General features: G+C 61.5%; 12 protein-coding genes. 7 read left to right on the top strand and 5 right to left on the bottom strand.

Translation table 11 applies throughout. The features are described 5' to 3' along the window. Window positions 1–11 precede the first annotated feature (11 nt). On the top strand, window positions 12–3,305 hold the full coding sequence (locus J3T95_RS03395) for a glycoside hydrolase family 2 TIM barrel-domain containing protein (RefSeq protein ID WP_416378734.1): 3,294 nt from the start codon (window positions 12–14) through the stop codon (window positions 3,303–3,305). A 19-nt stretch (window positions 3,306–3,324) separates the two neighbouring features. Here the strand turns inward: J3T95_RS03395 and J3T95_RS03390 are convergent, their stop codons facing one another. Continuing rightward, on the bottom strand, window positions 3,325–4,866 hold the full coding sequence (locus J3T95_RS03390; RefSeq protein WP_267450382.1) for a xylulokinase: 1,542 nt from the start codon (window positions 4,864–4,866) through the stop codon (window positions 3,325–3,327). Between the two features lie 236 nt (window positions 4,867–5,102). Here J3T95_RS03390 and J3T95_RS03385 point away from each other — a divergent pair, with 236 nt between their 5' ends. From J3T95_RS03385 to J3T95_RS03370, 4 genes are all read left to right on the top strand, one after another. After that, window positions 5,103–6,197 (top strand): substrate-binding domain-containing protein, encoded by a 1,095-nt coding sequence (locus tag J3T95_RS03385; protein ID WP_267450381.1) that lies wholly within the window; start codon window positions 5,103–5,105, stop codon window positions 6,195–6,197. A 66-nt stretch (window positions 6,198–6,263) separates the two neighbouring features. Beyond that, complete coding sequence (locus tag J3T95_RS03380) at window positions 6,264–7,832, top strand: sugar ABC transporter ATP-binding protein (protein WP_267450380.1); 1,569 nt, start codon at window positions 6,264–6,266, stop codon at window positions 7,830–7,832. Between the two features lie 23 nt (window positions 7,833–7,855). Then, window positions 7,856–9,082 (top strand): multiple monosaccharide ABC transporter permease, encoded by a 1,227-nt coding sequence (gene mmsB / locus J3T95_RS03375; protein WP_267450586.1) that lies wholly within the window; start codon window positions 7,856–7,858, stop codon window positions 9,080–9,082. A 207-nt stretch (window positions 9,083–9,289) separates the two neighbouring features. Next, window positions 9,290–10,525 (top strand): ROK family protein, encoded by a 1,236-nt coding sequence (locus tag J3T95_RS03370; RefSeq protein WP_267450585.1) that lies wholly within the window; start codon window positions 9,290–9,292, stop codon window positions 10,523–10,525. Between the two features lie 46 nt (window positions 10,526–10,571). Here J3T95_RS03370 and J3T95_RS03365 read toward each other — a convergent pair whose 3' ends face one another. Continuing rightward, window positions 10,572–11,108, bottom strand: coding sequence for an NUDIX hydrolase (locus J3T95_RS03365; RefSeq protein WP_267450379.1), 537 nt, complete (start codon window positions 11,106–11,108; stop codon window positions 10,572–10,574). Window positions 11,109–11,111: 3 nt separating this feature from the next. Next, window positions 11,112–12,662 carry an aminopeptidase P family protein gene (locus tag J3T95_RS03360; RefSeq protein ID WP_267450584.1) on the bottom strand — a complete coding sequence of 517 codons (1,551 nt, stop codon included), beginning with the start codon at window positions 12,660–12,662 and terminating at the stop codon, window positions 11,112–11,114. A gap of 206 nt (window positions 12,663–12,868) precedes the next feature. On the opposite strand from J3T95_RS03360, the gene J3T95_RS03355 reads away from it, so the two are divergent. Beyond that, on the top strand, window positions 12,869–14,290 hold the full coding sequence (locus J3T95_RS03355; RefSeq protein ID WP_267450378.1) for a bifunctional folylpolyglutamate synthase/dihydrofolate synthase: 1,422 nt from the start codon (window positions 12,869–12,871) through the stop codon (window positions 14,288–14,290). Continuing rightward, the gene (smc, locus tag J3T95_RS03350; protein ID WP_267450377.1) at window positions 14,290–17,928 is read left to right on the top strand and encodes a chromosome segregation protein SMC; all 3,639 of its coding nucleotides are present in this window, start codon (window positions 14,290–14,292) and stop codon (window positions 17,926–17,928) included. Before J3T95_RS03355 ends, smc begins: the two co-directional genes overlap by 1 nt. On the opposite strand, the gene J3T95_RS03345 is transcribed toward smc, so the two are convergent. Together J3T95_RS03345 and J3T95_RS03340 are read right to left on the bottom strand one after the other, a co-directional pair. After that, complete coding sequence (locus J3T95_RS03345) at window positions 17,861–18,604, bottom strand: aspartate/glutamate racemase family protein (protein WP_267450376.1); 744 nt, start codon at window positions 18,602–18,604, stop codon at window positions 17,861–17,863. The genes smc and J3T95_RS03345 overlap by 68 nt on opposite strands. Then, window positions 18,601–19,845, bottom strand: a complete 1,245-nt coding sequence (locus J3T95_RS03340; protein WP_220237096.1) for a carboxylate--amine ligase — start codon at window positions 19,843–19,845, stop codon at window positions 18,601–18,603. The genes J3T95_RS03345 and J3T95_RS03340 overlap by 4 nt, the downstream gene beginning before the upstream one ends. Window positions 19,846–19,909: the final 64 nt, after the last annotated feature.

Below are 19,909 nucleotides of genomic sequence, written 5' to 3'. Positions count from 1 at the left end.
CATGGTCGCATGTGAGCGTAAACAGTCATACCTGTGGAACGTCTGCTGCCAAGGCCACCAAGGAGGATGGAATCGTCATGTTCATACCACGCTATTACGAGGATCCAGCCACGCTGCATGTGGGGACCGAGCCGAATCGTGCCTATTGCATGCCAGCCGGCGCCCCCATGGACACGCGTGGTGACCTGCGCAGGCGCTCCGACCGCTACCTGGACCTGGATGGGGACTGGAATTTTCGCTATTATGCCAGCCTCGACCAGCTGGACGCCGAGGTGCAGTCCGCCACCGAGGCCAAGGATCCGGTCTTCTTCGAAGCCGACTACAGCCCTTCCAGGGATGCAGGCCGAGGGGTGTACAAGCCCATCCATGTGCCAGGAGTCTGGCAGACCCAGGGCTATGACAACCCCCAATACACCAACCTGCGTTATCCCTTCCCCTTCGATCCGCCCAGGGTGCCTGCCGACAATCCCTGTGGCATCTACTTGCGCGCCTTCGACTACGAGCCCGATCCCACAGCGCCCCGGGCCCTGCTCAATTTCGAAGGGGTGGATTCCTGCTTCTACCTCTGGGTCAATGGGGATCTGATCGGCTACAGCCAGGTCTCGCACGCCACCAGCGAGTTCGATGTGACCGACCACCTGCGGCAGGGCCGCAACCAGCTGGCCGTTCTGGTGCTCAAGTGGTGCGATGGCAGCTATCTGGAGGACCAGGACAAGTTCCGCATGAGCGGCATCTTCCGCGATGTCTACATCCTGCGTCGGCCCAAGGCACGTCTGCGCGACTGGTTCGTCCACACCGACCTGGACGAGGGGATGGGTCATGCCAGTGTGACCCTGGATCTTGATCCGACTGGCGTAACGGACCGGGACGATGCCGCCCTTGACGTCCAGGCTCTGCTGACCGACCCCGATGGGGTGGAGGTGGCCAGGGCCGAGCTGACAGGTTGCAAGGAGCCTGCGCAATTTGTCCTGAAAGTTAGCCATCCTCGCCTCTGGAATGCCGAGGACCCTGAACTTTACCGGCTTACCTTGTCGACCAGATCCAGTTCTACTGGGGAGCATCCCGACGAGGTCATCACCGAGTACATCGGCCTGCGAACCATCAGCGTGGACGGCCAGGTGGTCAAGGTCAACGGCAGGCCTGTCAAGATCCACGGAGTCAACCGGCATGACGGGGATCCGCGTACCGGCTTCGCCATCGACCAGCAGCAGATCATGCGTGACCTGACCCTGATGAAGGCGCACAACGTCAACGCCATTCGCACCTCCCATTACCCCAACAGTCCCCAGTATTACGCTCTCTACGACCAGCTGGGCTTCTATCTGATCGCCGAGGCCGACCTGGAGGCTCATGGCATCGAGGCCCTCTACCACGGTCCGGACTGGAAGGAGCCAGATTACTGGAATGGTCGTATAGCCGACGAGCCGCGTTTCACCAAGGCCATTGTCGACCGGGTCCAGCGCAGTCTGGAGCGGGACAAGAACCACCCCTCCATCCTGATTTGGTCCATGGGCAACGAAAGCGGATACGGCTGCGGCATCGAGGCGGCTCTGGCCTGGACCAAATCTCGGGATCCCTCCCGTCTGACCCACTACGAGTCGGCCATCCATGGCTCGCCCCGTAAGGACCTGGACTACAGCAATCTGGACATCACCTCGCGGATGTATCCCAGCATCAAGCAAATCGAGGATTACTTCACACCGGAGGGTCCTCACGGCATCAGCAGCCACGGGGATGACGGGGACGGGGGCCGTCGGCCTTACTTCCTCTGCGAATACTGTCATGCCATGGGGCTGGGCCCAGGGGATCTGGAGGACTACTTCCGAGTCTTCCAGGCTCATCCGGGACTTCTGGGCGGTTGCATCTGGGAGTGGGCCGACCACGCCATCGACCAGGGCAGGGACCGCAGGGGCCGTCGGATCTATGCCTACGGGGGAGACCACGGCGAGTACCCCCATGATGCCAACTTCTGCATGGACGGCCTGGTCTACCCCGACCGGCGGCCCCACACCGGCCTTAGGGAATTCAAGAACGTCTTCCGACCGGCCCGTCTGGTCGGCTACGATCCCCAGACCCGGCTACTCACCCTGCATAATTATTTGGACTTCACCTACCTGGACGAATACCTGAGCCTGAAGTGGATCCTCCTGTGTGATGGAGAGCCGGTGACTTCCGGGATGCCCGAACTGGATCGGGGGACCGGCCTGCATATCGCCCCCCATGCCGAGGGCACCGTGGGTCTGCCCGCCATGGATCCCCCTGAGAAGGGCCGTCTTACCCTGCTTGTGGAGTACACCCTGGCCAAGGCCGATCCAGTGCTTCCCCAAGGGCATCCGCTGGGCTTTGATCAGCTTGAAGCTGCGGACATGGGGTTGCCTGAACGCCCTAACGGCGTGGCCAGGCTCATCAGTGCCGACCCCGGCAGCGGATCCCGGGGCGCCCACCGGCCAGTGGTCAGGCGGACTGATGCCCGTTTCAATGTGGAGGGGGCCGACTGGCGCTACGTCTTCAACCGCCGTACCGGCATGGTGGAATCCATGAGCATCGACAACCGTTCCCTGTTGACCGCCCCTATTGAGGTCAACCTCTGGCGGGCGCCCACCGACAACGATGCCACCATCAAGGAGGAATGGCGCAAGGCCGAATACGACCGGGCTAGTACCCGAGCCCTATCCTGCCAGCTGCAGACCGACCAGGGCAGGGGATTGACCACGATCAGAGCCGAGCTGTCCCTGGTGGCGCCCTTCATTCAGTCCATGGGCAGCATTCTCGCCACCTGGACCCTGAGCGATCAGGGTGGGCTGGATCTGAAGATGGAGCTGCATCGGGATCCCGAGTTCCCCTATCTGCCCAGGTTCGGCCTGCGACTCTTCCTGCCCAAGAGCCTGCAGCGGGTCACCTACTGCGGCTATGGGCCCTACGAGAGCTACCGGGACATGCACCGTGCCAGCCACTATGGCGTTTTCCATGACACCGCGTCAGGCATGGTCGAGCACTACCTGCGTCCTCAGGAGAACGGCTCCCATTATGGCTGCGACTACGTCCTGGTGGAGGATGATCGCTCCCTGCTGCAGTCGGCGGGGGATGGGCCCATCAGTTTCAACTGCTCTCCTTACACGCAGGAGGAGCTGACTGTCAAGGGGCACGACCATGAGTTGGAGGAATGCGGCTCGACCGTGCTCTGCCTGGACTATGCCACAAGCGGCATAGGTTCCAACAGCTGCGGACCCGAGCTGGATCCCGCCTACCGCCTGGATGAAACCGATCTGGTCTTCGGACTGCATCTGCGGGTCCGTTCCAAGTGACCCAGGCTGGCGGGGCCTTTCATCCCCGCCTATGCAGGTACTGCTGGTAAACCTGCTCGCAGGGTGCGCCCGTCAGTGTGGTCTCGATGTCCACAGGCCAGGATGGAGGTTCCTCTTCTCCTGTCAGAGTCCAGGCTGCCTGGCGGGCCGCACCGATGGCCACGTACTCGTCCGGCCGGGGCAGCTGCACATCCATGCCTAGGATTCCCGGGGCATAGGCTCTGACCGCTGGGGACTTGGCACCGCCGCCGACCAAAAGGATCCTGGCGACCGTGGTGCCCAGCCGTTTCAGCAGCTCCAGGCAGTCACGCTGGGAGCAGAGCAGGCCCTCTACGAATGCTCTAGCTAGGTTGGTGCGGGTTGTGTTGGCCAGGGTCAGTCCCTCCAGCCTGGCGTGGGCATCAGGGCGGTTCGGGGTGCGTTCGCCGTCGAAGTAGGGGATCAGGGTGATGCCCTCGGCTCCCGGCAAGGACTTCTTCGCCAGCTCCGCCAGACCGTCATAATCAGTTCCCAAGGCGGCTGAGCCTGCATCCAGGATGCGTGATGCGTTGATGGTGCAGGCCAGGGGCAGCCAGTGGCCGGTGGCATCAGCGAATCCGGTTACCGAGGCGCTCATGTCGTAGGCGGGGACTGGGCTGACCGCAGCAGCGACCCCCGAGGTTCCCAGGGAGATGGATACGTCGCCCACCTGCATGGCCAGGCCCAGCGCAGTCATGGCGTTGTCTCCGCCGCCTGGCGCGATGATGCAGCCTCCGGGCACATCCCTGCCGGCGATGCGGGGGTCGGCCTTGGCTCCGACCTGGTGGGGGCCAAGAACCTTAGGTAGGATCACATGCTCGGCCATGCCGTCGGGTAGGGCCATGGCCAGCAGGTCACGCCGGTAGCGGTCGGCAGCGGGGTCATAGTAGCCGGTGCCGGAAGCATCAGAGCGATCAGTGAAGAGGTCCTCCAGCCCGGGTTCAGTCTCGGGGTCGGCAACAGGGCCGTGGCCGGCGATGACCCAGCTCAGCCAGTCGTGGGGGAGGCAGATAGCCGAGATAGCCTTTGCATTATCCGGCTCCACCCGGCTGATCCAGGCTACTTTGGTGATGGTCAACGAGGCTACGGGGGAGGAACCCACAGCCCGCACCCAGGCTTGTTTGCCCCGCATGACCAGGTCCTGGTCTGAATCCGGGTTCTTGTTTGGCCCATTGTTTTCCGCCCGAGCGCTTTCAGCCTCGCCGGTCTTGGATTTGGCTAGCCGGATGATGAGATCGTCGGCATCAGGAGCCGAACGCGTATCGTTCCAGAGCAGGGCATCCCTGATTACCTGCCCCTGGCGGTCCAGCAGCACCATGCCGTGCTGCTGGCCGCCCACGCTGATGGCCGAGACATCGTCCAGACCTCCCGCCTGGGCCGCAGCCTCCTGAAAGGCCTTCCACCAGGCCATGGGATCAACGCATGTGCCTGCCGGATGGGGAGCCTTGCCAAAGCGGACTAGCCGACCGGTCTGAGCCTCGGTGACCCTCACCTTGCAGGACTGGGTCGATGTGTCCACTCCTGCCACCAGGATCTCATTCATGTCAGCCTCCTCGCCTGATCAATATCATTAATTCATCATACTAATGCGTCTTCATGAAAAGCTAAATTCAGGATGATCAGCGGCTTGCGCCTCTTTGAATGCTTCAAATAGTCAAATCAATAAACTTTGTGCTAGTATGTGTGCCGGAAGAGATTCGGCTTGCCGAGGGGGACAAGTCGGAGGCACCCCTTCAACGAAGAAAGGAACCACAATGAACAATTGGAAACGAGCGGTTTGTGCGCTGGCCGGGATTGTCATGCTCGCGTCCGCAGGCGCCTGCGGAGGCTCCAGAGGCGCGACTGCGGGGGGGGGGGGGCATAAAAGCCAAAAACCCCTCGGATGTGACTGTCGGGATCTCGATGCCGGAACAACAGCTGGAACGCTGGCGTCTCGACGGCGATAACCTCAAAAAACAGCTTGAGAGCAAGGGCTACAAGGTCCTCCTGCAATTTGCTGACAATAAGACGGATCTGCAGGCTTCCCAGATTCAGAATATGGCCAATCAGGGAGCTGATTTCGTTGTCATCGCTTCCATTGACGGCACGGCGGTAGGGCCGGCCGCGGAGGCAGCCAAATCAAACGGCGCTACGGTGATTGCCTACGATCGACTGATCATGAACACCGATGCTTGTGACTACTACTCAACCTTCAACATCACTGAGGTGGGCAAACTCCAAGGACAGTACATTGTTAAGAAGCTCGGTCTGGACAGCGGCACAAAAAGGCCGTTCAATATCGAGCTGATGACGGGCTCGCCTACCGACAACAACGCCAAATACTACTTCCAGGGATCCTGGTCGGTCCTCGAGCCCTATTTTAAAAACAGGTCATTGGTGTCCCCGTCTGGTCGAGTTCCCAAGAATATGGAGGATTGGCAGAGCATCGGCATACAGAATTGGGATCGCCAAAACGCGCAGAGCGAGATGGAAAACCGTATCAATTCCTATTACAACAGCGGAAGACATCTTGATGCCGTTCTCGCCCCCAATGATGCAATTGCCATGGGCACTGTAAACGCTGTAGACGCAGCCGGCTGGAACTACTATCCGATCATTACCGGCCAGGATGCCGAAAAGGCCAATGTGGCCAATATCGTTGCCGGAAAACAGACAATGACAGTCTATAAGGACACCCGTGAGCTGGCTGATTCCACTGCTGCTCTGATCGAGAAACTGGTCAAGGGGCAGAAGCCCAAGACCAACGACACATTCAACAACAACAATAAGGATGTGCCTTCGGTTCTGCTGAAGCCGGTCTCTGTTGACAAGGACAACGTCAAGAAGGAACTGGTTGACAGTGGGTACATCTCTGCTGCCGACGCAGGACTGTGACGAAACGTTATAGGGCATTCGCCGAAGTTCAATGAGTGCGGATGCCCTTCAATTCAGAAGGCACCAATGACATCATCACAAAACATGATTTTGGAAATGCGGGACATTGTGAAGTCCTTCGGTCCGGTCACGGCATTGGACCATGTCAATATCAAGGTCCAACAGGGTCAGATCTTCTCCATCTGCGGTGAGAATGGGGCTGGTAAATCCACCCTCATGAACGTTCTGTCGGGAGTCTACCCGTATGGGTCATATTCGGGGAGCATAATCTACCAGGGCAAACCCTGCAGGTTCTCCAGCATACGAGATTCGGAGCGCGAGGGAATCGTCATCATCCACCAGGAGCTGGCACTCGAGCCCTACATGACGATTGCTCAGAATATCTTTCTGGGCAACCCCATCACCAAGGGAATCTTCATCCAGGATGATCAGCAACGCCGGAAGGCCAAGGATGTCATGTCCCTGGTCGGTTTGGACGAGGATCCAGATACCCTGGTCTCCAACCTGGGCGTTGGCAAGCAACAACTGGTGGAGATCGCCAAAGCGCTCAGCAAGAACGTTCATTTGCTTATTTTGGACGAACCCACAGCCGCGCTCAACGATGAGGATTCTTTCCATCTGCTGGATTTGATCGACCGGCTTCGCAGGGAACGTGGCATAACGGCCATCATCATCTCGCACAAACTCAACGAAATTGCGGCGTCAGCGGATGTCGTCCAGGTGATCAGGGACGGGAGAACCATCAGCGATTGCCGGGTTGATAAGAAGCACCCGCTGGACATGGATGCCTTGATCCGCGATATGGTCGGCAGACCAATGACCAATCGTTATCCGGTGCACGAACCGCAGATCGGCAAGGAGATGTTCCGTGTGGAGCATTGGAGAGTCCACCATCCACAAGATTCCAGCCGTTTGGTGGCCAAGGAAGTCAGCTTCAACCTGCGCGCAGGCGAAATAGTGGGCATGGCTGGGCTGATTGGGGCCGGAAGGACCGAAACCGCTATGAGCATCTTCGGTCACCAGTACGGTGTCGGGGCTAGCGGCGACATATACATGGAAGGTAAGAGAATTTCCCTGCCCGATGTGCGCTCGGCCATTGACGCGGGTCTGGCTTACGCCACCGAAGACAGGAAAGAGTATGGCCTGAACCTGATCGCGTCCATACGAGAGAACACCTCGATGGCTAACCTCGGACACCTGTCTCACCACGGTGTCTTGGATCTCGACCGTGAAAAACGGATTGCTGAGCAGTATCGGCGGGATTTCAGGACGAAGACTCCGAGCATAGAGATGCCGGCGAGCAGCCTGTCCGGAGGCAATCAGCAGAAGGTGGTGCTTTCCAAGTGGGTATCCACTGAGCCCAAAGTGCTCATGCTGGACGAGCCGACCCGCGGCATCGACGTGGGTGCCAAATACGAGATATACGAGATCATAGACCGGCTGGCAGATGCCGGTTCGGCCATTCTGGTCATATCCTCCGAGTTGCCTGAGCTCCTGGGTATTTGTGACCGAATCTACACGATGAGTCAAGGGATCATCACGGCATGTCTGGACGCCCATGCCACCGACCAGGAGGAGCTGATGCGGTACATGACGTCTGAGATCCCTTGCAGTGAGGAAGCGGTGTTCGCATGAGCATCAAGGAAGGGAAAACAACAATGAAGCAGTCGGTCGCTGATGCGCCCAATGACAGCGGGACTCCACAGGTGGCCACGCTTAAGGCCACCTTGCTGGGCAATGCACGACAATATGGAATCTATCTGGCTCTGGTAGTGGTCATCGTTATCTTCGAAGTGCTGACTGGGGGGCGTCTGCTCTTCCCCAACAATTTCGTTGCGCTTTTCCAGCAGAATGCCTATGTGCTCATTCTGGCCATCGGCATGCTTATGGTGATCATCGGTACGCATATCGATCTGTCTGTGGGCTCCGTGGTGGCTTTCATCGGCGGCATGGGCGCTTTCATGATGAAGAACTGGGGTTTGAACTGGTTTCTGGCTATTGCGCTCATGCTGGCGCTCGGGCTCATTGTGGGTATCTGGCAGGGCTTCTGGGTGGCCTACGTTGGCGTACCAGCCTTTGTCACGACCCTTGGTGGAATGCTGGTTTTCCGCGGTCTTGCAACTGTGATCGCCGGTGAGTCCATTCCCCTTCGCTCTCGTGAGTTCCGTGCCATCTCCAAGGATTTTCTGCCCAACATCTTCGGGTTCTGGTTTGGTTTGGATGTGCTGACCTTGGTCGTTGGGGCAGTGGTCATAGTCTTGGTCATCGTAATGCAGATTCGTCGCCGGTCACATGCAATCCGGGTCGGTCTGCAGGCTGAGCCAAAGAGCTGGGTGATCATCAAGTGTGTGCTGGCCACCGCAGTCATTGGGTTTGTAACCTATCTGCTGGCTTCATCCGGAAACCAGACTCAGGGCGGCATACCCATCGTGCTGGTCATCATCGCTGTGCTGGTGGGCATTTACTGGTTCGTTCTCAATCGAATGGTGCTGGGACGCGATATATATGCGGTCGGCGGCAATAGAAAGGCTGCCGTGCTTTCGGGCATCGATACACACAAGGTCGATTTCAAAATATTCCTCAACATGGGGCTGCTCGCCGCCATCGCCGCCATCATCACTCTGTCCCGACTGGCTTCGGCTACGGCCCAGACCGGTATGGAGTTTGAAATGGACGCCATCGCCGCCTGCTTCATAGGTGGTGCGGCTGTGGCTGGTGGCGTAGGTACCATCCCCGGTGCCATGGTAGGCGCACTGATCATGGGTGTGCTCAACCAGGGACTGTCGATCATGGGCGCGGATGCCGCCATTGTGAAGATCATCAAGGGTCTGGTTGTGATTATTGCCGTAGCATACGATTTGATCAGCAAACGCCATAAGAAGTAATTGCTGACCTGTTTGCGCCCCGCCTTCTGCAGAGGGCGGGGCCTTGCTTAAAGCTCGCCATTGATATTCCTCCCCGGCTTTTGCGTGCTCATCCGCGGGGGGGGTCCGGTTAACTTTGCGGATTTTGACAGGTTCATGTGTGATACTGAAAGGTGGTTTCTGACATGTAGGGCGGTTTTGCCGCCCGGATTTGGAAGGATGATTTCCGTGACTGCCCTGCGCTCCATCAATCAGGATGATCTGAGGAACCACAACCTCTCGGTCATCGTTGACACCATTCTGCGGTCGCCTACCTCGCTCAGCAGGGCGGATCTGGCCAAGGCCACGGGGCTGACCAAGGCCACCATGTCGCTCCTGGCTGGGCTGCTGCTCAGGAATCGGGTAGTACACGAGGAAGAACCTGAGACTTCGCAGAGCAGCCATGGCCGACCAAGCACCCCGCTGTCTATCGCACACGGACACTGGGCCGGCCTGGGCCTACAGATCAACACTGATGGCTACGGATGTCTGGCCATGGATCTGGATGGCACCCTGATCGATTCGGCCTGGGTCAAAGATGATATGCATGAGGCGGAACCCGATCGGGTCTTCTCTGACCTAGAGAAGCTGGCCAAGCCCATCGAACGCAAGCTGTCCCGTCGGCACTACCGTACAGTGGGTTCGGGTCTCGCCCTGCCTGGTCTGGTCGGCGGCGACACCACCCTGCTCATGGCCCGCAACCTGGGATGGGAACGTCTGGATCTGCAGGACTTTCCTCTGGTCCGTCGTCTGGCTCCCAGAGTGGGCAACGAGGCGCGTCTGGCAGCCCTTGCCCAGATTCCCGGCTACGCGGCCCAGCGTCCTGCGGGCGGACATGAGGGGCCGCTTTCGCCCACCGACTCCTTTATTTACATTTCCACTGACATCGGCATCGGCGGGGCTGTGGTGCGTCGCGGGGCCGTCGAGACCGGAGACCATGGGTTCGCCGGTGAATTGGGGCATGCCTCGGTGGATCTGAACGGCCCCACCTGCCGTTGCGGCCGCCGTGGGTGCTTGGAGACCTATGCCGGGCGCAGAGCTCTGGTCGAGGCGGCTGACATCGCCACGGGAGCTGATGCGGTCACGCCCCAGGCCATGGAGGAACTCTACCTGCGCTGGCAGCAGGGCGATGCCAAGGCCGTCGATGCCATCGACCGTGGGCTCGATGCCATGATCTCGGTCATCGCCTCAGCCATCAATATTGTCGACGTGGATACGGTCATCCTAGGGGGATTCTGGTCACACTTCGGAGGGAACTTGGCCCAGCGTTTGCAGGATCGGCTCAATCAGCTGACCCTGGGCCGGGATGCCGTGGACATTCGGGTGCTCATCCCCACCCAGGCGGACTATCCGGCCCTCAAGGGAGCAGCCTTGGTAGGCCTGCGCCGCTTCATCGACGATCCGCTGGATTTCTTCGAGGATTGATGCGTCAAGGACTGAGCTGTCCAAGGGTGCAATGGCCGGCCTGAGACTAGTCGGAATTTGCGGGCAGCTCCCTGCCGCCAACCCTGAAGAGGGTGCGGGCGTCTCCGCCCTGCAGGCGTTCCAGATAGGTTCGAGCTCGAGCCATGCGTTCGACAGTGGTCTGGGTCAGCGGGGCTGGGAGTCGATCGGGGTCGAACCAGCCGACCGACAGGCTCTCTTCGTCACCCACAAAGGGGTCGGTGTTGCCGCTGGGGTCAGGCTGACAGATGAACAGATGATCCATGTACATGGTCCGGTCGCCGTTGGCATAGGTGATCACCTCTTGGGAGGATGTGACTGCCGCCAGGTCGGTGACGATCACATCCACCCCGGTCTCCTCCTTGACTTCGCGGACCACGGTGTCAGCTGGCTCTTCGCCCGGTTCGTTGATTCCGTAGACCAGGGCCCACTGGCCGGTGTCAGAGCGTCGACCCAGAAGGAGCCGGCCATGGTCATCGCTGACGAAGGCCGTCACACCGTTCAGCCAGAGCAGGTCATGACCTATGGACCGGCGCAGTTTGAGCACGAAGTCAGGGGTGGGCATACATCAGTCCCGGTCCGGGCCGGCAAGAGCAGCCCGCTGCTTCATCCAGGCTTCCACCTCTTCGACGGTCTTGGGGATGCTTGCAGACAGCCACTGGGGTCCCTGCTCGGTCATGAGCACGTCGTCCTCCACACGCACCCCGATGCCCCGGAACTCCGGGGGCACCAGCAGGTCGTTCTCCTTGAAGTAGAGTCCGGGTTCGATGGTGAAGATCATCCCGGGGGTGATGGAGGCGCCCTGATATGACTCGTATCGGGCTTCGGCGCAGTCATGCACGTCCAGACCCAGGTGATGGGCACAGCCGCAGGCGTGCCAGCGGCGGTGCTGCTGGCCCTGAGGGGAGAGGGACTCTTCCACGCTGACTTTGAGAATGCCCCACTCGTGCAGGGTCTGGGCCAGGACCCGCATGACAGCATGGTGGATGTCCGAGTAGGTGGCTCCGGGCCTGGCGGCTTCAAAGCCGGCCTGCTGGGCCTTGAGCACGGTCTGGTATATACGTTTCTGCAGGGGGCTGAAGGTGCCGCCTACGGGGAAAGTGCGAGTGATGTCGGCTGTGTAGAGGCTGTTGACCTCCACGCCCGCATCGATCAGGAGCAGGTCGCCCTTCTGGACCGTCCCGTCGTTGCGCATCCAGTGCAGGATGGGGGCATGCCTGCCCGAGGCGATGATGGACCCGTAGCCCACGTCATTGCCTTTCTCGCGGGCGTTGGCGTTGAAGACGCCCTCCAGCATCCGTTCGGAGCGGGGACGGCCCACCACCTGGGGCAAGTGGGTAAGAATTCGGTCGAACCCATCCTTGGTGGCGGCGATGGCCTTGCGCATCTCGCCCACCTCATAGTCGTCCTTGATCATGCGGGCCTCGGAGGTGAACTCTTCGAGCTTGTCGTCGGCTTCCTCATTGCGGTCCGGGCCGCCGATGCCATTGGCCTTGCGGGCTGCCTCCACCTGGTTCAGGACCTCCTGGTCGGCGGTGCGGATCACACGCAGCCTGACCGCTCCCTGGTCCGGCCCCAGATCCTTGGCAATGGCATCAGGGAAAGCGGCGATGTCCCTGGTGGGGATGCCGGTCATGATGGCCAGCTCCCGCAGTCCGGCTCGAGGACCCACCCAGTACTCCCCGTACTGAGAGGAACGGTAGTAGTCGCGGGTGGACTGATCGGCCCGGGGATGGACGAAGAGCTCAGGGGTGTGGGTCAGGCCTTTGGCGGCCTCCGGACTGTCGGGGTCCACTGGGTCCAGGACCAGGATGGCTCCTGGCTCATAGTCCTCGCCCAGGCCCGTGTAGTAGGCGAAGGTGGTGTCTGGGCGGAAGGCGTAGTCGTTATCGTTGTTTCGAGTCTTGTAGGTTCCGGCAGGGATGACCAGTCGTTCGCCGGGGAAACGCCGGCCCAGCTCACGCAGGCGGCGTCCGGTGTATTTGCTGGATTCCAGCGGCTCTATCTGAGGCTCCTGGGCCTGCCAGCCAGTGGTCATGAACTCTTGGAAGGCGGGGGAGTTGGGGCGCAGGGTGCGGTTGTTCACTCGGTCTTCCATGTTCTGCTCATCCAGGTCCACATTCTTGGGATCGGTGTCTCCTTGTAGATGCTCCTGCGCGGATGCGGTCACGTCCAGCCTCCTTGAAATTCCGGTTCTGACTATGTTGGTTCCATGGTAGTGCGTTCGACCGATGTGACAGTCGGCTGTTCCGGCCCTCAATCGGGGTCGGTCGCGCATAGAATAGGCGGGAAGCATCCACAGCCAGCAGGAGGCGCAGGCAGAATATGTCATTCGAACACCCCAACAGCAAGGGTCAGAATATTCGGGATGTCGAGCGGGCCATCATGGCGCGTCCCGCCGAGCATGACAGCCCCAACCTGGACTTGGACAGGATGGGGATGATGCTGGACCTGCTGGGCCACCCGGAGCACAGCTTCCGGGTCATCCACGTCACCGGGACCAACGGCAAGGGGTCCACGGCGCGGATGGCCGAGGCTCTGGTGCGGGCTTACGGTCTGCGCACCGGGCTCTATACATCGCCGCACTTGGAGCGGATCAATGAACGAATCGCCATCGACGGCCAGGAGCTCTCAGATGAGGACTTCGTAGACCTCTACCAGCAGATCGAGGATTTCATCGCCATGGTGGACGACCGCTTTGCCCAGCAGGGTAGGGCTCCCATGAGCTTCTTCGAGGTCCTGACCGCCATGGCTGTCTGGGCCTTCGCCGACGCCCCTGTGGACGTGGCCATCGTCGAGGTGGGGATGGGCGGCCGCTGGGATGCCACCAACGTCCTCGATGGCGATGCCGCCATTATCGGGCCGGTGGACATGGACCATATGCAGTGGCTTGGGGATACGGTCGAGCAGATAGCAGGCGAGAAGGCCGGGATCATCAAGCCCAAGTCCACGGTCATCGTCGGCGCCCAGCCTCATGAGGAGGCCGTCATGCCCATTATCGAGCAGGCCGTGCGCGAGCAGGGCGCCCCTGCTCTGCTGAGGGACGGCAACGAGCTGGAGGTGGTATCCCGTATGCCCGCAGTGGGCGGCCAGGTGGCCACGCTGCGTACGCCGCAGGGACTCTACAAGGATGTGCCCATTGACAAGTTCGGTGAGCATCAGGCCCACAACGCGCTGGCAGCCCTGGCTGCGGCTGAGACGGTCGTCCCCGTCAACGGGGCCCTGGACCAGGATCTGGTGGCCGAGGCCTTGAGCCAGGTGCGCATCCCCGGACGGATCGAGCAGGTACGCACCTCGCCCACCATCATCATCGATGGTGGGCACAACTTGAACGCGGCCCAGTCCCTGCGCTCGGCCATCGAGGAGAACTACGACTTCAAGCAGCTGGTGGGTGTGATTTCCATGATGGCTGACAAGCAGGTGGAGGACTATCTGGGCCTGCTGGAGCCCGTGTTGGACAGCGTCGTGGTCACCGAGAACTCCTGGAAGGGCCGAGTCATGCCGGCCGAAGATTTGGAACGAATCGCTGTGCGGGTCTTCGGCCCCGACAGGGTGGTCCGGCGCGACCGGATGCCTGATGCCATCCAGGCGGCTGTCGACATGGTTGACAGCGAGGATCAGACCGGGGTGGGCTATGGCCGCGGTGTACTGATTTGCGGCAGCTTCGTCACCGCCGGCGATGCCCGCACCCTGCTGGCCGAGCGTCCCAATCCCGATCTGGCCAAACCTAAGGCGGAGCGCGCCTGATGTATCTCAAGGAGCTGACCCTCAAGGGCTTCAAGTCCTTCGCCTCGGCCACCACCCTGCGCTTCGAGCCGGGCATCACCGCTGTGGTGGGCCCCAACGGATCAGGCAAATCCAACATCGTCGACGCCCTGGCCTGGGTCATGGGCGAGCAGGGGGCCAAGAGCCTCCGCGGCGGATCCATGGAGGATGTCATCTTCGCCGGCACCTCCTCCAGGCCGCCACTGGGCCGGGCTCAGGTCACCCTAACCATCGATAACACTGATCGGACCTTGGACATCGACTACACCGAGGTGACCATCAGCCGAACCATCTACCGCAATGGCGGGTCCGAATACGCCATCAACGGATCCGACTGCCGCCTGCTGGACATCCAGGAACTGCTCAGCGACACCGGGCTGGGCCAGCAGATGCATGTGATTGTCGGCCAGGGGCGGCTGGATGCCATTCTGCGAGCTGATCCGGCAGGTCACCGTGCCTTCATCGAGGAGGCGGCCGGCATCCTCAAACACCGCAAGCGCAAGGAACGGGCCCTGCACAAACTGGCCAACACCGAAGCCAACCTGTCCCGTCTGGATGACCTGATCGGCGAGATTCATCGGCAGCTGGGGCCGCTTGGCCGCCAGGCCAAGGTCTCCCGCCGGGCCGACATGATCCAGGTCAGCCTGCGGGACGCCCAGGCGCGCATCCATGCCGACGACGCCTTGACCTCGCAAAAAAAGCTGGAGGATCTGCGCTCGCAGATGGCCCGGACCAGGGAACGGCTGGCTCGCGGGCAGGATGATCTGACCAGGGTCAAGCTCCGCATTGAACAGCTGGAGGGGCTGGACCGACGGTCCAGTCCGGCCTTGGAGGCAGTCAACCAGCAATGGAACGACCTGACCAAGCTGGGTGAGCGAGCCGGTTCCTTGGCATCATTGGCCAGGGAGCGCAGCCGTTCATTGGAGGCCAGTATGGTGGCCGATCAGGGGCAGGACCCCGGGTTGCTCAGGCGGAGGGCCGACGAGCTCAAGGGCCAGGCCGATCAGACGGAGGGCCAGGTTGGAGCCGACCGGATCGCCCTGGATGGCTGTGTCCAAGCCCGTGCGGATCTGGAGCGGCGGCTGGCCGCTCACCGGCAGACCATGACCGAGCTACGGCAGGCGGCCAGAAAGCAGCAGGCTCGGCTGGGCGACCTGGCGCAGCTGGTGGCCAAGGAGGACTCGGCCCTCGAACTATCCAGACAGCGCGAGCATGATCTGACCCGTCAGCAGGATCAGGCCAGAGAGGGCCTGGAGCGGGCCAGGAACAGGGTGCGGGACCTGGATAACCAGGAGGAAAGTCCCGACCAGGACGGCAGACAAGCCTTGGACCAGGCAGGTAAGGTCAGGGACCAGGCCCGCAGCAGGCTCAACGACCTTCAGGAGCACGAGCGACGAATCCAGTCCGATGCCATATCGGCCCAGGCCAAGGCCGATGCCCTGGCGGACACACTGGACCATCGCGGCGCTGGCGAGGCCCTGTCCCAGGCGGGGGATACGGCCCTGCTGGGTGTGCTGACCGACTTCGTCCGAGTGGAGGAGGGCTGGGAGGAGCCCCTGGCCCAGGCCTTGCACGACTACGCCTCGGCCTTGGTGGCCAAGGATGGTCAGACGGTCGACCAGACCCTGGAACGAGCCCGCCGAGACCGTCTTGGACGCGCAGCGCTGATCTCAGCATCAGGCCCGCTCAAGGGGGCAGACATGAAGCCCGGAGACGGCCCCTGGAGGTCGGCTGCCGACCTGGTGGCCCTGCGGAAGCATCCTGCCGATCCTGAATGGGCCCAAGGGGTGCTGGCTGCCGTCCGCAGCCTGCTGGCCTCTACAGCTGCCGTCAATGACGCTGATCAGGCCCGCCGCGCCTTGGAAGACGGATGGCAGCAGGCGTTGACCCGCCTGGGCGACCTCTATGACCGGGCAGGTGCTGTAGGCGGATCCGCTCCGGCAACTAGTGACTTGGCGCTGACTGCGCGCAGGGATAAGGCCCTGGCACAGATAGAGGCCCTCCAGGAGGAATCCCAGGCACTGCAGCCGCAGATGGAAGCGGCCCGTGCCGCCCTTGAGCAGGCTGAGCAGAAGCTGCAGGAGGCGCGCAACAAGTGCACCGAGGCCCGGGTCAAGGCTGAGCAGGCAACCCGGGAGCTGGCGGCAGCTCGCAAGGAGTCGGATCGAGCCCAGGCCGGGGTCAAGGATCTGGATGACCGGCTGGCTCAGGTGCGCGAACAGGTGCGCACGCACGAACTCAAACTGGCGGACCTCAAGGCAGGCCTGGCCCGTGCCCAGGAGGACAAAGAATCTGATTCTGATGACCCGGAGGGCATGGAAGACCGACAGCATGAATTGGAGACGGCTCTGGACCAGGCCCGCACTGCCGAGATGGAGGCCAAGCTGTCCTGGACCGAGAGCGACCGGCGGCATGCCTCCCTATTGCGGCAGATCGATCTGCTGCAAGATCAGGCCGATCAGGCTGAACGCCGCCGTCAGCGAATAGGAGAGGAGAACCGTCGTCGCAAGGCCGGCATGGCCTCCCTGGGGCTGATCGCGCTCAGGGCCGACCTGCTGGCCCAGCTGATCAAGGGGAGGATGGAGCGCGCGGCCCGCCGTCGGGATCAGCTCAAGGCCAAGGCTTCGGCTCACGACAAGGAGCTGACCGATCTGCGGGCCGACAGGGACGCTCTGGAACCCAAGGTGGCCAGTCTTCGGCAGGATGAGCACGGTCTGGATCTGGAGCGGGAGCGCCTGGCCGGCGAGGACGGCCGCCTACGTCAGCGCATTCAGGATGATCTGGGCATGGAGCCGGGGGAGTTGATCCGCGAATACGGCCCTGACCGTCTGGTTCCCGTCCTGGATGACGAGGGCAATCCGGTGCCTCTGGACCAGGATGCGGCGGAGAAAGAAGGTGATTCACCAGCCTTCAAAACAGTGCCCTACCAACGCGGGGAGCAGGAGAAGCGGCTGGCCAAGGCCAAGCGGGACCTGGCTGCCCTGGGGAAAGTCAACCCGCTGGCCACCGAGGAATACGAGGCTTTGGAGTCCCGTAACCGCTACCTGCACGAGCAGCGTCAGGATGTGATAGGCTCCCGGGATGATCTGATGGCCCTGGTCAAGGATCTGGATTCGACCATGGTCACGGTCTTCAAGGAGGCCTTCGACGACACTGCCAAGGCCTTTGAACGCATCTTCGCCACCCTCTTTCCAGGCGGGCGCGGGCGGTTGCGGCTGGAGGATCCGGATGACCTGCTGACCACAGGCGTTCTGGTCGAGGCCAGCCCGGCCGGCAAGAAGGTCCGTCGGCTCTCTCTGCTCTCGGGCGGGGAGCGGTCGCTGACAGCCTTGGCCCTGCTCCTGGCCATCTTCACAGCCCGGCCAAGCCCCTTCTATGTCATGGACGAGGTCGAGGCCGCCCTGGATGACGTGAACCTGACCAGGTTGCTCAAGGCCTTCGAACAGTTGCGTGAGCATGCCCAGCTGATCATCATCACCCACCAGCAGCGGACCATGGGCATCGCCGATGCCCTCTACGGGGTCACCATGCGGGGGGACGGGGTGACGGCCGTCATCTCCCAGCGGCTGAAGGATCCGAATCGTTCCGGTCGTGAAGAGCCCGAGCCCGATAAAGGGTGACCTGCGCCAAAACTGCCTGGGAGTCCACGATGGGCAGCTGCGGCATGGGGTAGGCCTCGTTGAGCACCGAGAGCTCGGTGCAGCCCAGCAGAACCGTGTCGCAGTGGTAGTCGTTCAGGAAGGTATCGAGGACGCCCAGATAGCGGTCCCGGTCCAGACGGCCTTCCTTGACGTCGTTGTAGATAAGCGCGCTCACCCGGTTCTGCAGGGCCTGGTCTGGGTCCACCAGCTTGTAGCCAGCGCTGTCGGCCGGGCCCTGGTAGATGGCGGCATGGCGGGACCCCTCGGTGCCCATGTACCCCATGCGAGGATGAGATTTCGCGGGATAGTGCCGATCGGCCCAGTCGATGGTGGCCTGGGGCATGCTCAAAATGGGCACCGGGGTCAGGGCCTGGAGCCGGGGCAGAATCTGATGGGCGGTGTTGCAGGCCATGACCATGAAGGAGGCGCCCATGGCTGTGGCCTGGCGCACGTCCTCGGCCAGATAGGGGAAGGGATCATCCTTGCTGCGGCCCAGGATGAACTCGGTGCGGTCGGGCACGGTGGCGTGGTTGAAGACCACGTAGTCCAGAAAATCCTGGTCCCGGTGCGCACCGGTCATCCGGTCCAGCACCCGTACGAAGCTCTCGGTGGCCAGCGTGCCCATGCCGCCTAGGACGACGAAGAAGTTCCTCATGCCAGTGTCCTCTTGTCACGGAAGTAGCGCCGGTAACGACGCCGATAGATGGAAAACATGTGTCGAATCAGCAGCCAGCGCTTGAAATTGCGGTCTTTGCTGTACTCCAAGGTGGTGCCCCAATCCCCGCGGCGAATCATGGTCATGGCCTGTCGCTTGTCCTCAGAATCGGTGCAGTATTTGCGGAAGATATCCTTGGGGATCTCCATCCAGAGGCGATGCCCCCGGCCAAAGACGGTGCGTCCGTCGAATGGGGTGTCCAGAACCAGGTCGTCCACAAAGTAGCGGGCCAGGTTGAATCCGTTCAGGGTGACCACGTAGCTGCTGCGGCCTTGGCGCAGATTGATCTCGAAGAGCTTGTAGACGCCGTCGCGCGGGTCGTACTTCATGTCGAAGTTGGCCACCCCGCTGTACTTGATGTCCTCAAGGAAGGCCTTGATGCGGTCGAAGATGTCCTGATTGTAGTCGGGGATGATGGCCGCGTAGTTGCCTATGGCCTCAGGCGCGGGATCCTCCAGCAGGGGATGGCCCAGGAACATCATGCGCACCCGGTGGTGGCGGTCCACGTAGGCATTAAGCACCCTCATGTTGTCATCGCCCCCCGGCACGAAGTCCTGGATGACCATCCGCGAGGTGTACCCGGCCTGGTAGGACCTGCGGATCATGGTGTCCAGCTCCTCAGGATTGCTGAAGATGAAGGCCTTCTTCCTGCCGGGGAAGTCGATGCCCAGCCACTCGTCGCTGTCCGCGGGCTTCATGGCCACCGGGTAGTCGAAGGGCAGGTTGCGGTGGCGGCCGGCCTTCACATCATCGGCATCCACTGAAACAGTCTTCGGGTGGGGCAGGTCATAGCGGTCGCAGAGTTCGTAGAAGGAGGATTTGAGCGAGAGGGACCGGTTCAGTTCCTTGTCGATGGCGTTGAAGACGAACCGTGCGCGCAGGGGATCGCCGAACTTGTCCAACAGGTTGGCGTAGGTGTCCCCGCAGGGCAACAGGAGCAGGGTGGCCCCTGGGTGGTCCCGGTGATAAGCGTCGGCCCACTCGTTCAAGGTGGACACGAAGACCTCGGGATTGGTGAAGTCGTGTACCAGATGCAGGTCCAGGATCCTGCTGTACTTGGTGGGGGAGAGCTGGTAGTGGCCGAATGCGGTGGAGACCAAGCCGTAGGCCTCGTGGAAGGCTCGCGCCATACCGTAGGTGTTGATGTCGGTGCCCAGTATGACCGGTTGGAATTCTTTCATGTTTCTGAAACCACCTACCATGTGCTCGTGCGCCCCACCCTGCCGCGGGGCATTCGGCTTTCCA

The sequence above is a fragment of the Bifidobacterium sp. B4079 genome (genome assembly GCF_026537385.1).
Lineage (GTDB): Bacteria > Actinomycetota > Actinomycetes > Actinomycetales > Bifidobacteriaceae > Bombiscardovia > Bombiscardovia asteroides_I.
The sequence above is the reverse complement of the archived record's forward strand: the minus strand, read 5'-3'. Positions and strand labels throughout refer to the sequence as shown.

Excerpts from the sequence above, each read along its gene's own strand:
- J3T95_RS03380 (WP_267450380.1), top strand. The coding sequence starts at position 6,264 with ATGACATCATCACAAAACATGATTTTGGAAATGCGGGACATTGTGAAG.
- J3T95_RS03365 (WP_267450379.1), bottom strand. The coding sequence starts at position 11,108 with ATGCCCACCCCTGACTTCGTGCTCAAACTGCGCCGGTCCATAGGTCAT.
- J3T95_RS03340 (WP_220237096.1), bottom strand. The coding sequence starts at position 19,845 with ATGAAAGAATTCCAACCGGTCATACTGGGCACCGACATCAACACCTAC.
- J3T95_RS03390 (WP_267450382.1), bottom strand. The coding sequence starts at position 4,866 with ATGAATGAGATCCTGGTGGCAGGAGTGGACACATCGACCCAGTCCTGC.
- smc (WP_267450377.1), top strand. The coding sequence starts at position 14,290 with ATGTATCTCAAGGAGCTGACCCTCAAGGGCTTCAAGTCCTTCGCCTCG.
- J3T95_RS03355 (WP_267450378.1), top strand. The coding sequence starts at position 12,869 with ATGTCATTCGAACACCCCAACAGCAAGGGTCAGAATATTCGGGATGTC.
- J3T95_RS03345 (WP_267450376.1), bottom strand. The coding sequence starts at position 18,604 with ATGAGGAACTTCTTCGTCGTCCTAGGCGGCATGGGCACGCTGGCCACC.
- mmsB (WP_267450586.1), top strand. The coding sequence starts at position 7,856 with ATGAAGCAGTCGGTCGCTGATGCGCCCAATGACAGCGGGACTCCACAG.